Source organism: Cupriavidus sp. FW305-F7, assembly GCF_058782875.1.
Genome location: NZ_JBYSYC010000014.1, coordinates 159,863 through 173,315 on the forward strand (window position 1 = coordinate 159,863; position 13,453 = coordinate 173,315).

At 69.5% G+C, this 13,453-nt stretch carries 14 protein-coding genes and 3 pseudogenes; 12 read left to right on the forward strand and 5 right to left on the reverse strand.

Annotated features, from left to right (window positions below; all coding sequences use genetic code 11):
* Positions 1-11: 11 nt before the first annotated feature.
* Both AC3WL8_RS15725 and AC3WL8_RS15730 read right to left on the reverse strand, forming a co-directional pair.
* Positions 12-548 carry a TlpA disulfide reductase family protein gene (locus AC3WL8_RS15725; RefSeq protein WP_013955403.1) on the reverse strand — a complete coding sequence of 179 codons (537 nt, stop codon included), beginning with the start codon at positions 546-548 and terminating at the stop codon, positions 12-14.
* Between the two features lie 112 nt (positions 549-660).
* Complete coding sequence (locus tag AC3WL8_RS15730; RefSeq protein WP_211980650.1) at positions 661-1,167, reverse strand: SoxW family protein; 507 nt, start codon at positions 1,165-1,167, stop codon at positions 661-663.
* Between the two features lie 148 nt (positions 1,168-1,315).
* Between AC3WL8_RS15730 and AC3WL8_RS15735 the strand changes: the two genes are divergently transcribed.
* The 3 genes from AC3WL8_RS15735 (at position 1,316) to AC3WL8_RS15745 (ending at position 2,916) form a co-directional block, all read left to right on the forward strand.
* On the forward strand, positions 1,316-1,918 hold the full coding sequence (locus AC3WL8_RS15735; RefSeq protein ID WP_211982099.1) for a hypothetical protein: 603 nt from the start codon (positions 1,316-1,318) through the stop codon (positions 1,916-1,918).
* Between the two features lie 83 nt (positions 1,919-2,001).
* Positions 2,002-2,649 carry a LysE family transporter gene (locus AC3WL8_RS15740; protein WP_211980651.1) on the forward strand — a complete coding sequence of 216 codons (648 nt, stop codon included), beginning with the start codon at positions 2,002-2,004 and terminating at the stop codon, positions 2,647-2,649.
* Positions 2,650-2,727: 78 nt separating this feature from the next.
* A complete protein-coding gene (locus AC3WL8_RS15745; protein WP_013955407.1) occupies positions 2,728-2,916 on the forward strand; it encodes a hypothetical protein in 189 nt (62 codons plus the stop codon).
* Here the strand turns inward: AC3WL8_RS15745 and AC3WL8_RS15750 are convergent.
* Positions 2,898-3,548, reverse strand: a complete 651-nt coding sequence (locus AC3WL8_RS15750) for a GntR family transcriptional regulator (RefSeq protein WP_492378420.1) — start codon at positions 3,546-3,548, stop codon at positions 2,898-2,900. The genes AC3WL8_RS15745 and AC3WL8_RS15750 overlap by 19 nt on opposite strands.
* Before the next feature lie 266 nt (positions 3,549-3,814).
* Between AC3WL8_RS15750 and AC3WL8_RS15755 the strand changes: the two genes are divergently transcribed.
* The 6 genes and pseudogenes from AC3WL8_RS15755 to pgi all read left to right on the forward strand — a co-directional run bounded on the left by AC3WL8_RS15755 (position 3,815) and on the right by pgi (position 10,065).
* The gene (locus tag AC3WL8_RS15755; protein ID WP_492378421.1) at positions 3,815-4,771 is read left to right on the forward strand and encodes a porin; all 957 of its coding nucleotides are present in this window, start codon (positions 3,815-3,817) and stop codon (positions 4,769-4,771) included.
* Complete coding sequence (nagA, locus tag AC3WL8_RS15760; protein ID WP_211980652.1) at positions 4,768-5,871, forward strand: N-acetylglucosamine-6-phosphate deacetylase; 1,104 nt, start codon at positions 4,768-4,770, stop codon at positions 5,869-5,871. The genes AC3WL8_RS15755 and nagA overlap by 4 nt, the downstream gene beginning before the upstream one ends.
* On the forward strand, positions 5,864-6,895 hold the full coding sequence (locus AC3WL8_RS15765) for an SIS domain-containing protein (RefSeq protein WP_492378425.1): 1,032 nt from the start codon (positions 5,864-5,866) through the stop codon (positions 6,893-6,895). The genes nagA and AC3WL8_RS15765 overlap by 8 nt, the downstream gene beginning before the upstream one ends.
* Before the next feature lie 57 nt (positions 6,896-6,952).
* A complete protein-coding gene (gene zwf, locus AC3WL8_RS15770) occupies positions 6,953-8,440 on the forward strand; it encodes a glucose-6-phosphate dehydrogenase (protein WP_013955412.1) in 1,488 nt (495 codons plus the stop codon).
* Complete coding sequence (locus AC3WL8_RS15775) at positions 8,440-8,787, forward strand: hypothetical protein (protein ID WP_492378422.1); 348 nt, start codon at positions 8,440-8,442, stop codon at positions 8,785-8,787. Before zwf ends, AC3WL8_RS15775 begins: the two co-directional genes overlap by 1 nt.
* A 26-nt stretch (positions 8,788-8,813) precedes the next feature.
* Positions 8,814-10,065 (forward strand): annotated as a pseudogene (pgi, locus tag AC3WL8_RS15780) (glucose-6-phosphate isomerase).
* A gap of 10 nt (positions 10,066-10,075) precedes the next feature.
* On the opposite strand, the pseudogene AC3WL8_RS15785 reads toward pgi, so the two are convergent.
* Both AC3WL8_RS15785 and AC3WL8_RS15790 read right to left on the reverse strand, forming a co-directional pair.
* Positions 10,076-11,282, reverse strand: a pseudogene (locus AC3WL8_RS15785) (YifB family Mg chelatase-like AAA ATPase).
* An 81-nt stretch (positions 11,283-11,363) separates the two neighbouring features.
* Positions 11,364-11,642, reverse strand: coding sequence for an accessory factor UbiK family protein (locus AC3WL8_RS15790; protein ID WP_013955417.1), 279 nt, complete (start codon positions 11,640-11,642; stop codon positions 11,364-11,366).
* A 401-nt stretch (positions 11,643-12,043) separates the two neighbouring features.
* Here AC3WL8_RS15790 and AC3WL8_RS15795 point away from each other — a divergent pair, with 401 nt between their 5' ends.
* From AC3WL8_RS15795 to AC3WL8_RS15805, 3 genes and pseudogenes are all read left to right on the forward strand, one after another.
* The gene (locus AC3WL8_RS15795) at positions 12,044-12,841 is read left to right on the forward strand and encodes a TorF family putative porin (RefSeq protein ID WP_211980655.1); all 798 of its coding nucleotides are present in this window, start codon (positions 12,044-12,046) and stop codon (positions 12,839-12,841) included.
* Between the two features lie 49 nt (positions 12,842-12,890).
* Positions 12,891-13,229 carry a P-II family nitrogen regulator gene (locus AC3WL8_RS15800; RefSeq protein WP_010814843.1) on the forward strand — a complete coding sequence of 113 codons (339 nt, stop codon included), beginning with the start codon at positions 12,891-12,893 and terminating at the stop codon, positions 13,227-13,229.
* 33 nt (positions 13,230-13,262) lie between these two features.
* A pseudogene (locus AC3WL8_RS15805) lies at positions 13,263-13,453 on the forward strand (ammonium transporter); the annotation flags it as partial.

Consider the following 13,453-nt stretch of genomic DNA (forward strand, 5'->3'; position numbering starts at 1 on the left):
CGCCGGGAGCGTTACGCGGACTTTGCCAGCGCGCCATCCAGCAGCTTGTGCAGTGCATCCCACTCGGGCTCGCCCACATAGCGCTTCAGGATGCGGCCGTCCTTGTCTACCACGAAGGTGGTCGGCGTCAGCTGCACATTGCCGAAGGCCTTGGCCGCGGCGCCGTCGGAATCCATGGCCACCTTGAACGGCAGGCCGCGCGTCTTGGCGTAGTTCATCACATACATGGGCGGGTCGTAGTTCATCGCCACGGCGACGAATTCCAGCCCCTTGCCCTTGAACTGCTCATAGGTGCGGACCATGTCCGGCATTTCCTTGACGCAGGTGGCGCAGCTGGTGGCCCAGAAGTTGATCATGTAGACCTTGCCCTTGAGGTCGGCGGTGCTGACCTTCTCGCCCGACAGCAGCGTGAAGGTGGCCGCCGGGGCCGTATTGGCCGGCGACAGCGCGCGGTAGCCGAACCAGCCCAGCAGCGCGAGCACGACTACGGCCACGACGATGGGCCAGGGCTTGCGGGAGGTTTTGATGGCAGGGGCAGCAGTGGTCATGGAATCCGGGTCAGGCAGGTTCGGGTCAGCATTGGGACATTCTAATGCCGCGGGCGTTCGCGCGCTGCGCGGGGCCGGGCTGCGGCAATCTGCCGCAAGCGCGCCAATCCGTTCAGCGCCGGGTGGCGATGGCGGCGCGTGCCTGGTCCAGCGCCTGTTCCAGGTAGGCGCCGTAGAAATCCGGCTGCATGCCGCGCAGCGGGCCGGCGGCGGCGCGGCCCTGGCGGTCCAGGAACAGCACCGTGGGCGCCACCCGCACCTGGTGCGCCCGCGCCCACGCGCGCGCGGTAGTCAGGCTGCCGTCGGCATCGCGCAGCGGGGTGTCGGAGGTCATGTCGAGTTCGCGCACGGCAATCTCGCCGGCGGCGGCCTGCGGGCCGAGGTAGTTGCGGCGCACGGCATCGCAATAGCTGCAGCCCGGCATCGACACCAGCACCACCAGCGGCTCGCCGCGGCGCGCGGCCTCGGTGCCGTGGGCGGCGAGGTCGGTGGCCGGCGGCAGATGAGCGGGGCTGGCGGCGGCGGGCATGCTGGTTGCGGCTGCCAGCAACGCGCTCGCGGCCACCCAGCGCAGGCTGGTGGTGGCAAAGACGTGGCGGGCGATGCGGGCGGCAGGCATGGCAGGAACGTGGGGGCAGGGGGTAGTGGGAGCGGCGCGGCAAGCACTGGCGCGCCGCTTTCGGGATAATACCGGTTTCCGCCCGCAGGCGATGGCGCCCGCCAGCGCCGCCCGCAGCCTGTGCGCGCCGTCCCCCCATGGATTCCCGATGCGTCTTGTGCCGCCTCCGCCGAGCTTTCCTGCCGCTGTCCGCCGGCCGCTGCTGTGCTGTGCCGCCGTGCTGGCATTCGCCCTGTGCGCCTGTTCGCCGCGCTATGACTGGCGCACCATCCAGTCTGGCGAGGGCGCCTATGCCGCGCTCTATCCGGGCAAGCCCACCAGCGCCGCGCGCGACGTGACCATTGCCGGGCGCAAGCTGCCGATGACGATGGAAGCCGCGCGCGTCGACGACACGCTCTTCGCCGTGGGCGTGGTGACGCTGCCCGCCGATGACGAAGCCCTGCGGCGCGAGGCGCTGGCGGCGATGCAGGCCGGCCTGCTGGCCAACCTTGGCACGCCGTCGGGCGAGCCGCGCGCGCGGCCGGTCACCATGATGAGTGCCGACCGTCCGGGCCGCCCGCTTGCCGGCGTGGAAGTGCAGGCCAGCGGGGTGTCGCCGCAGGACCAGTCGCCGCGCCGGCTGACGGCGCGCTTGGTGGCCGTGGGTACGCGCGCGTACCAGGCGGTGGTGCTGGAATCGGGCGATGCCGCGCGCGACGCGCGCCAGGCCGAGCAGGTGGAGCAGTTCCTGGGCGGCTTCCACCCGTTCTGACGCGCCGCGCCGCAGGAAAAATTGTTTGTGCCGTGGCTGCGGGATCGTGGCCCCGGCATCGTTGTCGTCAAAGGAGAGTAGGGATGCGTTGGGAAGTGTGGTTGGCTTATTTCGCTGCGTGCTGGGTGATCGCCGTGTCGCCGGGGTCGGGCGCGGTGCTGTCGATGAGCCATGGGCTCTCATATGGGCTGCGCAGGACCACCACCACCATCTTCGGTCTGCAGGCCGGGCTGGTGATCGTGCTGCTGGTGGCGGGCGGCGGGCTGGGCGCGCTGCTGCTGGCCTCGGAGCAGGCTTTCATGGTGGTCAAGACGATTGGCGCGCTGTACCTGATCTACCTCGGCGTGCAGCAATGGCGCGCGAAGATGGAGAGCGGGGCGGACCAGGGTGGCAGCGCCGCCCCCGTGCGCGTGGCGGTGATGAGCCGGCGCCGGCGCTTTGCCACCGGCCTGCTGACCAATGTGACCAACCCCAAGGGCATCATCTTCATGGTCGCGGTGCTGCCGCAGTTCATCGATCCCAACCGGCCGCTGGCGCTGCAGCTGGCGATCCTGGCCGCCACCATGTGCTGCGTGGACCTGGTGGTGATGCATGGCTATGCGCTGCTGGCTTCGCGCATGCAGGGGCTGTTCCGCAATGCGCGCGCGGTGCGCTGGCAGAACCGCTTCTTTGGCAGCGTGCTGATGGCGGTGGGCGCGGCGCTGTTCTTCGTGCGCCGGCAACACGCCTGAGCAGGACTTGCATCATTACTGGCGCGCACCGGCCGGGTTTGCTTCAATGAGGAGGAAACCCGGCCACGGAGACCCCGCATGCCCGCCTTGCCGAACCCCCGCGCCGTTGCGCGCCTGCAGCCGCGCCATACCGTGCCCCCGGTCGAAGAGCCCGGGCCGCCGGGCATCCCCCCGGACTTGCCGTTGCCGCCAGAGGAAGACCCGACCCCGCCCCCGGTCGAGCCGCCGGTGGCCGGGCATGCGGGGCGCTACGGCGTCAGTTCGTAGAAGTCGTTCAGGTAGTACGTGTCGGTCAGTTCGACCGGCTGGTCGTCATGGGTGTAGCCGGTGCGCCGGATGTGCAGCAGCGGCTCGCCCGGCTCGATGCCCAGTCGTGCGGCCAGCTCCTCAGTTGCCACGATCGCGCGCAGCTTCTCGGTGACGCGCAGCACCGGCTTGCCGATCCGCTCCAGGTAGGCGTACAGCGATTCGCCGATGGCGCTGGCGTCGGGCAGCACGGCCAGCGCCAGCGTGGTCACATCCATCCAGAAAATCTGCCCGTCGGCCTTGCGCAGGCGGGTCAGCCTGACGATCTCATCGGCGTCCGGCAGTGCCAGCGCCGCGGCCTCCTGCGTCGTGGCGCGGCGGCGTTCGAACGCCACCAGATCGCTGGCCGGCGTCATGCCGCGCCGGCGCGCCAGTTCGCTGAAGTTGTCCAGCCGCGCCGTCTTCGGCTCAGGGCGCGGCGATAAAGTGCCCGCGCCGCGGCTGCGCGTGATCGCGCCTTCCTCCGCCAGCACCTGCAGGGCGCGGCGGGCCGTGACGCGTGAAATCCCCAGGGGATCGGCGATGACACCGCCCACATCGCCTTCGGCCATGCGGCTGACGGACACGCGGCCGCCTTCGAGCGCGCCCTGCAAGCCATGCCCACCTGGCCCCCCGCCGCCGCAGCCGTGCGCGGCTGCGGTCGACCTTCCCCATCGGCCACAACAACGACGGCCGCGCCGGTGGATACCGTCTGCCTATCCAGGAGTCATTGATCATGAAACGCGTTGCTCTGACGGCGCTGCTCGCAGCGTCGGCCGGGGGCGCCTGCGCCCAGTCCGCCGGCACCGGCATCACCTTGTACGGCCGCGCCGTGGCCGGCCTCGACTAGGTCAACGGCATCGCCCGCCCGGGCGGCGACGTGGACACCTTCCGCTTCGGCAGCAACCAGTACGGCGTCAGCTTCTGGGGCATGCGCGGTGCCGAGGACCTTGGCGGCGGACTGCGCGGGGTCTTCAACCTGGAGGGCATGATCACCTCCGGCACCGGGCGCTACGATCCGCTATTCAACCGGCGCGCGCAAGTGGGCCTGGCCAGCAACGACTGGGGCACGCTGCTGCTGGGCCGGGCCATGAGCCTGACCGATGACGAGAGCGGCGCGATCGACCCGATGGGCCTGCAGGCCAGTTCGGTCGCCACCCTGGTCTATGGCCGCAACTGGGGCGCGCGCCTCAATGCCGCGACCTACAACTCGCCGGTGTGGGGCGGGCTGAGTGTGCGCGCGCAGGCCGGCAGCGACGGCATGGCGGGCAGCTTCAACAGCGGCAAGCAGCTGAGCGCGGCCATCAAGTACGCGCAGGGCAACCTGAACCTGACCGGCATCTACGAGGAACTGCGCGACGCGCAGAGCCGCATGGACGACCTGTACGCCAGTTCGCGCCAGTACACGCTAGGCGGCAGCTATGCGCTGAACAACCTGCGCCTGTTTGCCGGCTACAACCTGACCGTGTCCTCGGGCGATACCGTGGCCACGCCGGAGAACTCCTACGCCGCCACGCGCAGCCAGATGGCATGGGTCGGCGCCAACTACCGCTTGCTGCCGGCGCTGACGCGGCTGTCCGGCGTCTACTACGCCACCCTGAACAAAAGCGGCGGGCATGGCACGCTTGTCACACTGGGCGCAAAGTATGACTTGCGCACCTCGCCGTATGGCACGGTGGCGTCGGTGTTCAACTCGCGCATGCCACCGTCTCGGTGGAGGCGTCGCCGGACACCATGCCGCGCGCCGGGGCGAACCAGCAGGGCAATGCCGGCATCATCCACCGGTTCTGACGGTGGCTGGCCGGTGATTGAAATGTATTGGAGAGCATTGCCATGAAAGGAAACATCCTGACACCGGCCGGCTGGATCTTCGGAGAGATCCATGCCGGCCCGGACGGACGCATCGCGCGCATTGAGGGCGTGCCCGCCTCGCCTGAGCACAACGATGCCCCGTACGTGCTGCCGGGGTTTGTCGACCTGCTCAACCACGGCGGCGGCGGCAAGGACTTCATGGATGGCGAGGCCGCGGTGCCAGTGATCCTGCGCGCGCATGTGCGCTTTGGCACCTCCAGCCTGCTGGGCAGCACCATGACCTCGCCGCACGACGTGCTGCTGCCCGCACTGCAGGCGCTGGGCCGGGCCTGCGCGCAGCGCCCGCCCGGCGCGGCGCGCATGCTGGGCGTGCACCTGGAAGGGCCATATATCAACCCCGGCAAGCTGGGCGCGCAGCCGGATACCTCGGCCACTGCCACGCCCGAAGAACTGGAGCAGTACCTGGGCGCCGCGCCGCTGAAGGTGGTGACGCTGGCGCCCGAGCTGCCGGGGCATCTGGACATCATCCGCCTGCTGGCCGCACGCGGCGTGCGCGTGCAGCTGGGCCACACGCTGGGCACCTATGAGGACGCCGTGGCCGCGCTGGACGCCGGCGCCAGCGGCTTCACCCACCTGTTCAACGCAATGACCCCACTGCAGCACCGCGCGCCCGGCGTGGTCGCGGCAGCGCTGGCGCATGCCGAGTTTGCCGAGCTGATCCCCGACCTGCTGCACGTCCACCCCGGCGCCATCCGCGCCGCGCTGCGCGCGATTCCGCGGCTGTATGCGGTGACTGACGCCACCGCCGCCGCGGGCATGCCGGACGGCGTGTACCACCTGGGCAGCCAGACCGTCTACAAGGCCCACGGCAGCGTGCGCCTGGCTGACGGCACGCTGGCTGGCAGCGTGCTGACCATGGACCAGGCGCTGCGCAACTTTGTGTCGATCGGGCTGGACCTGGCCGATGCGTCGCGGCGCGTGTCGCTCTATCCGGCCCAGTACCTGGGCATGTCCGACCGCGGCATGCTGGCACAGGGCTGCTGGGCCGACGTGGTCGTGCTGGACCGCGCGCTCTCAGTGCGCACCGTTTATGTCGAAGGAGAATGCTGTGTCGAGAATGCTTGAAGAGGCGCTGAGCGCGCCGGCCGTGGTGGCCGCGCAGTTGGCGCAGGCGCCGCGCGTGGCCGCGCTGGCTGCGCAACTCGCCGCGCAGGCCTGGCCCGCGGCGCTGACCGTGGCGCGCGGCAGTTCGGACCATGCCGCCAGCTACTTCGCCACGCTGGTCACGCGCCGGCTGGGCGTGCCGGTGGCCTCGCTGCCGATGTCGACGGTGACGCTGCACGACAGCGCGCTGCGCGTGGCTGGGCAGCTGGCGGTGGCGTTCTCGCAGTCGGGCCGCAGCCCGGACCTGGTCGAGACCATGCAGGCGCTGCGCGACGGCGGCGCCGCCACCGTGGCGCTGGTCAACGCCCCGGATTCGCCGCTGGCGCAGGCGTGCGCGTATGAATTGCCCTTGCTTGCCGGGCCTGAGCAGAGCGTGGCCGCGACCAAGAGCTATATCGCCATGCTGTCGATGTCGGCGCTGCTGGTGGGGCATCTCGAGGCCGCGCGCAGCGGCGAGCGCGAGCTGGTCGATGCCTGCGCAGGCTTGCCGGCCGCGCTGGAGCAAGCGGCAGCGCAGGACTGGTCGGCGCTGGTGCCCGCGCTGCGCGATGTGGAGCGCATGATCGTGCTGGGCCGCGGCGCGGGCCTGGCGATCGCGCAGGAAGCGGCGCTCAAGCTCAAGGAGACCTCCGGCATTCAAGCCGAGGCCTTCTCCGGCGCCGAAGTGCGGCACGGCCCGATGGAAATCATCGGCGACGGCTACCCGCTGCTGGTGTTCGCGCCGCGCGGACCGGAACAGGCCGGGCTGCTGGCGCTGGCCGCCGAGATGCGCAAGCGTGGTGCGCGCGTGCTGCTGGCGGCGCCTCCTGGCACGGTTGATGCGGAGCCGCCCCCGGAGTTGCCACTGGTGCCGGCCGGCCATCCGCTGCTCGATCCGATCTGCGCCATCCAGAGCTTCTATGTCGCCGCGCAGGCGCTGGCGCTGGCACGCGGCCGCAATCCCGACCAGCCGCAGTACCTGCGCAAGGTGACCGAGACGCGCTGAGCCGGCCCATACTGCCCAATACCGCCCCACGCCGCCCCGGCAAGCAAGGAGTCCGTCATGCAAACCACCCGAACCGCCTCTTCCTCCGGTACAGCCGACGCGCGGCCGCTGGACCTCGTCATCTTCGGCGGCGCCGGCGACCTGTCGGCGCGCAAGCTGCTGCCATCGCTCTACATGTGTCACCGTGACGGCAACCTGCCCGACGGCACCCGCATCATCGGCGTGGGCCGGCACCGCTGGGACCGCGAGGCCTTTGTCAATTTTGCCGATGAAAGCGCGCAACCCTTTGTCGAAGCGCGCTATCTCGAGCCGGCCAAATGGCAGACCTTCCTGCAGCGGCTGGATTTCGTGCACGTTGACGCCTCGCAGTCCGGGGACTATCCGGCGCTGGCCGCGCAGCTGCGCCAGGACGCGCTGCGCATCTACTACATGGCGATGCCGCCCGGCTTGTTCGCGGCCACCTGCGACAACCTTGCCAGCCATGGCCTGATCGCCAACGACACGCGGCTGGTGCTGGAAAAACCGCTGGGCGTGGACCTGGCCTCGGCCATCGGCATCGGCGAGGTGGTCAGCCGCTACTTCAGCGAGGACCGCACCTACCGGATCGACCACTACCTGGGCAAGGAAACGGTGCAGAACCTGATGGCGCTGCGCTTCGGCAATTCGATCTTCGAGCCGCTGTGGCGCACGCCGTTCGTGCGCAGCGTGCAGATCACCGTGGCCGAGACCGTGGGCGTGGGCACGCGCGGCGGCTTCTACGACGAGGCCGGCGCCATGCGCGACATGGTGCAGAACCACCTGCTGCAGCTGGTCAGCATCCTGGCGATGGAGCCGCCGGCATCGCTCACCTCCGATGCGGTGCGCGATGAGAAGCTCAAGGTACTGCGCTCGCTGCGGCCGATGTCGCCCGAGGACGTGCGCCGCAACACCGTGCGCGGCCAGTACACCGCGGGCGCCATCGCCGGCGAGCTGGTGCGCGGCTACCTGCAGGAAGAAGGCATTCCGCCCGACAGCCGCACCGAGACCTTCGTCGCGATGCGCGCCGAACTGGGCACGTGGCGCTGGAACAAGGTGCCGTTCTACCTGCGCACCGGCAAGCGCATGCAGGAGCGCGTGACCGAGGTGGTGATCAACTTTGCCGAGGTGCCGCATTCGATCTTCGATGCCGGCAGCACGCTCCAACCCAACCGCATGGTGATCCGGCTGCAGCCGGAAGAGTCGGTGCGGCTGACGCTGATGGTCAAGCAGCCGGGCGAGGGCATGAAGCTGAAACCGCTGAGCCTGGCGCTGAACCTGGACTCGGCCTTCACCACCCGGCGCGCCGAAGCCTACGAGCGCCTGCTGCTCGACGTGATCCGCGGCCGGCTGGCGCTGTTCGTGCGGCGCGACGAACTGCAGGCCGCCTGGACCTGGGTCGACCCGATCCTGGAAGCGTGGCGCCAGCAGGATGAAGGCCCGCGCCCCTATACCGCCGGCACCTGGGGCCCGGCGGCATCGTCGGCGTTCATGGCGCGCGAAGGCGTGCAGTGGTCGGAGGAGGCGTGATGCGGCTGACCGAACGCCCTGCATGGCGGGCTCTCGCCGCGCTGGCGGTGCAGCCGCTGCCGCATCTGCGTGAACTGGTGCTCGAGCCGGGCCGCGGCGACTATGCGCGCTTGTCGGCTGCCGGCATCGAACTGGACTTCACGCGGCAACGCATCAACGGCACTGTCCATGAAGCGCTGCTGGCCCTGGCGCAAGACGCATCGAGGCGCAGCGCGACGCCATGCTCGCCGGGGAGCCCGTCAACGCCACCGAAGGCCGCGCCGTGCTGCACGTCGCGCTGCGCGGCGGCGCCGACGCGCATCCACCCTAGGGCCGCCAGCTGGCGGCGGAAATCGATGCGGAACTGACGCACGCCTGCGACTTCGCCGATGCCGTGGGCGATGGCCGCGTGCGCGGCTTCGGCGGCGCGCCGGTCCGGCATGTGGTCAGCCTCGGCATCGGCGGTTCCGATTTGGGACCGCGCATGGCCTGCGAGGCGCTGGCCGCGCAGGCCAGCGACGCCGTGCAGCTGCATTTCGTCTCCAACCCGGACCCGGCGCAGCTATGCGCCGTATTGCGCCAGGCCGATGCCGCCACCACGTTGTTCCTGGTCTCGTCCAAGACCTTCACCACGCACGACACGCTGATCAATGCCGCCTCGGCGCGGCAATGGCTGCTGGACCACGGCTGCCCGGCGCAACAAGTGCCGGCGCAGTTCGCCACAATCACTGCCAACGCCGCGCGTGCCGTGGCCGAGGGCTACCTGCCGCAGCAGGTATTCCGTTTCTGGGGCTGGGTCGGCGGGCGCTATTCGCTGTGGTCGGCCATCGGCCTGCCGGTGATGATCGCCGCCGGCCCGCGCCAGTTCCGCGCGCTGCTGGACGGCGCGCACGCCATGGACACGCACTTCCGCAGCGCTCCGCTGGCACAAAACCTGCCGGTGGCGATGGCACTGTGCGGCATCTGGAACCGCAATTTCCTGGGCGCGCCGACGCAGCTGGTCGCGCCCTACGCGGCACCGCTGGCCAGGCAGCCCGCCTACCTGCAGCAGCAGGACATGGAGTCGTGCGGCAAGCGCGTGGACGCGGCGGGCAGGGTAGTGGAACACGATACCGGCCCCATCGTCTGGGGCGGCCTGGGGCTGGACGGCAGCACACCTACTTCCAGCTGCTGCACCAGGGCACGCACCTGGTGCCCGCCGACCTGATCGGCACGCGCCGCTGCGAGGTGCCGCTGCTGCGGGCGCAGAAGCATCACCAGCTGGTGCTGGCCAATCTGCTGGCGCAGGCCAGCGCGTGTCTTGCGGACGCAACCACGATGAGACGCTGGCCGCGCTGTCGGCATCCGGCCTGCCGCCGCAGGAGGCCGCACGGCTGGCACCCCATCGCACCTTCACCGGCAACGTGCCGGTCAGCCTGCTCTGGCTGGACATGCTCGACGCCGCGTCCCTGGGCGCGCTGATCGCGCTGTACGAGCACAAGGTCTTCGTGCAGGCCGCGATCTGGGGCATCCACGCCTATGACCAGTGGGGCGTGGAACTGGGCAAGGCGATCGCGTCGGCCATGCAGGCGTACCTGGCGCGGCGCGAGGTGCCCAAGGAGATGGATCCGGCGGGGGCGGCGACGCTGGCTTCGCTTGTCGGTTAGGCCGAGGCATTCAACCGCCCGCCATCCGCAACGCCCGCCGGTACTGGATCGCCTCGCCCACGTGCGCGGCGGTCAGCACCTCGGCACCTTCCAGGTCGGCGATGGTGCGGGCTACCTTCAGCACGCGGTAGTACGACCGCGCCGACCACGCCAGCCGCGTCATCGCGCCGCGCAGCAATGCCTGCGCCTGCGGTTCCATCGCGCAGTGCAGTTCAATCTCCCGTCCGCCCAGTTCATTGTTTGGCTTGCCCTGCCGGGCCAGCTGGCGCTCGCGCGCGGCCAGCACGCGGGTGCGCACCACGGCGCTGGGTTCGCCGGGCGGGCCGTCGAGCATCTCGCCCTGGTCCTGCGCGGGGACTTCCACCTGCAGATCGATGCGGTCGAGCATCGGGCCGGAGATGCGGGACTGGTAGCGCCGCACCTGGTCGGGCGTGCAGCGGCAGGGGCGGTCGGGATGGCCGAGGTAGCCGCACGGGCAGGGGTTCATCGCGGCGACGAACTGGAAGCAGGCGGGGAAGTCGGCGTGGCCGGCGGCGCGGGTGACGGTAATGCGGCCGGATTCCAGCGGCTTGCGCAGGACTTCCAGCACCCTGCGGTCGAATTCGGGCAGCTCGTCCAGGAACAGCACGCCGTCGTGCGCCAGCGAGATCTCGCCCGGGCGCGGGTTGCCGCCGCCGCCGACCATGGCCGGCCCGGATGCCGTGTGGTGCGGCGACCGGCACGGGCGCTGGCCCCATAGCGCGGTGCGGAAGCCGCCCGGCGTCAGGCTCATGACCGCGGCGGATTCCAGTGCTTCCTGCAACGTCATCGGCGGCAGCAGCCCGGGCAGGCGCTGCGCCAGCATCGACTTGCCGGTGCCCGGCGGGCCCACCAGCAGGGCGGAGTGCTGGCCGGCGCCCGCCACTTCAATGGCCTGGCGTGCCTGCGCCTGGCCGCGCACGTCGCGCATGTCGGGACCGCGGGATGGCCAGGTCGAAGTGGCCGGATTCCTTGGGCAGGTCGGCCGGGGCCAGGTTGACGGTGATGCGGTGGTTGGGAAACTCGTAGCCGCTGTTGAGGATGGCGGCGCGCACGCGCTCGCGGCTTTCGCTCACGCCGGTGTCGGCCAGGCCGACGATGGTGAAGGCCGGCAGGCCGTTGGCTAGGTGGGTCTCGACCCGCACCGGCGGCGCGGCGATGCCGGTCAGTGCCCGGCTGCGTAGGACGGCAAGGCTCATGTCATCGAACCGTTAACGAAAAAGGCCGCCAGGAGTGGCGGCCTTCAGGCAGGCTGGCGGGATCGGGCAGGTCCGGCGTGCTCACGCGCCCCCGGTCGAGTCCACCGCGCCGGCGCCGGGCGGGATGCCGGCGCGGCGCTCAAGCTCCGCCACGCGGCCCTCCAGTTCCTCCAGGCGGGCGCGGGTGCGGGCCAGCACCTGCGACTGGACGTCGAATTCCTCGCGCGTGACTAGGTCCAGCCTGGCAAAGCCCTGGGTCATCATGCTGCGCACGTTTTTTTCGATGTCCCTTGCCGGCGAGTTGCGCAGCGCCTCGCTGACCTTGTTCTGCAGGTCGTTGAAGAGATCGGTCGGTTTCATGGTTTCTCCTTTGCGCACCTAACTGGTGCCAATCCGGGTGGGCATCTGGCGTATAGCGCGCTTTCGCACAGGATTTGGGCGCCCCGATTGCGGGCGCGCGGCCTTGTGTGTCGCGGCACGCAGCCACCGTCAGGACTCAATTATCGCCCGTGAGGCACGTGGACGAAAGCTCCGGCGTATCCGCGTTCACACCTTTTAACCCGATCTGGCTTCGCTGCAGGGCAGATTCAAGTCTGGCTTTGGTCACGGCACGAGATTACGGCCGACATGCATCGCCGACTTGCATCGCCGACTTCAGCGGAGCTGGCATGGCAGTTGCAGTAGTGGGTACGCCTGCCTCATTGAATCACCGAAATCCAATAAACGAAATCCGAGCCATCAGGAAAAGGGAGAAGAAATCCATGAAGAAGTTGGCCCTTGCAGTCAGCGCGGTTGTCCTGACCAGTGCCGCTGCCACTGCCTACGCGCAAAGCACGGACGCGGCGGCCCCGGCACCTGCCGCCGCCGCGGCCGAGCCGGCATCGCCGCATACGTTCACGGCCAACGTGTCGCTGGTCTCGGACTACCGCTATCGCGGCATCAGCCAGACCAACCTGCGCCCGGCCATCCAGGGTGGCTTTGACTACGCCCACGAAAGCGGCTTCTACGTGGGCAACTGGAACTCCAGCATCAGCTGGCTCGAGGATGCCAACCCGGCGGTTTCGGCCCCGGTCGAGATGGATTTCTACGGCGGCTTCAAGAACACCTTCAAGGTTGCCGGCACCGAATTCAACTATGACGTGGGCGTGCTGGAGTACTACTACCCGGGCGGCTACAACAACCCGCGCCCTTACACCACGGAACTGTACGCCGGCATCGGCTGGGGCCCGGTGTTCCTGAAGTACTCGCACGCGGTCACCAATCTGTTTGGCTGGGCCGACAGCAAGAACAGCGGCTACATCGACCTGAGCGCCAACGTGCCGCTGAACTTCTGGGACCTGACCCTGAACGCGCACGTCGGCTACCAGGACGTCAAGCACAACAGCGATGCCTCGTACACCGACTGGAAGATCGGCCTGACCAAGGACCTGGGCAAGGGTTTCGCGCTGGCCGTAGCCTATGTCGATACCAACGCCAAGCAAGCGGCGTACACCAGCGCCAACCGTGGCCGCTACCTGGGCAAGGCGGCGGCGTGGGCCTCGATCACCAAGACTTTCTAACTCTGACGCAGCCCGGGCGAGCTGCCGGCCCGCCCCCAGGAGAATCCTGATGAAACTCATCATTGCAGTGATCAAGCCGTTCAAGCTCGACGAGGTGCGCGAAGCGCTGTCGGACGTGGGCGTGTCCGGCATCACCGTGACCGAAGTGAAAGGCTTCGGCCGCCAGAAAGGCCACACCGAGCTGTACCGCGGCGCGGAGTACATCGTCGACTTCCTGCCCAAGGTGAAGATCGAAGTGGCAGTCCCCGACGACGTGGTCGAGCGCGCCATCGAGGCGGTCGAGAAATCGGCCCGCACTGGCAAGATCGGCGACGGCAAGATCTTCGTGGCCCCGATCGAGCAGGTCATCCGCATCCGCACCGGCGAGACCGGCGGCGATGCACTGTGACCCCGAGACAGCACAACACAAGAGGTTAAGCACATGAAAACCTGGTTCAAGCGATTCCTGACGGCCGGCGCGATGGCGCTGGCCATCGGCACGGCGGGCGTGGGCATCTCCACGCCGGCCGCCGCACAGGACAAGCCGGCCGCCGAGGCATCCGCCCCGGCCGCCTCCGCCGCCCCCGCTGCAGCCGCTGCCGAAGCGTCGGCGCCGGCTGCTCCCGCCGCCGC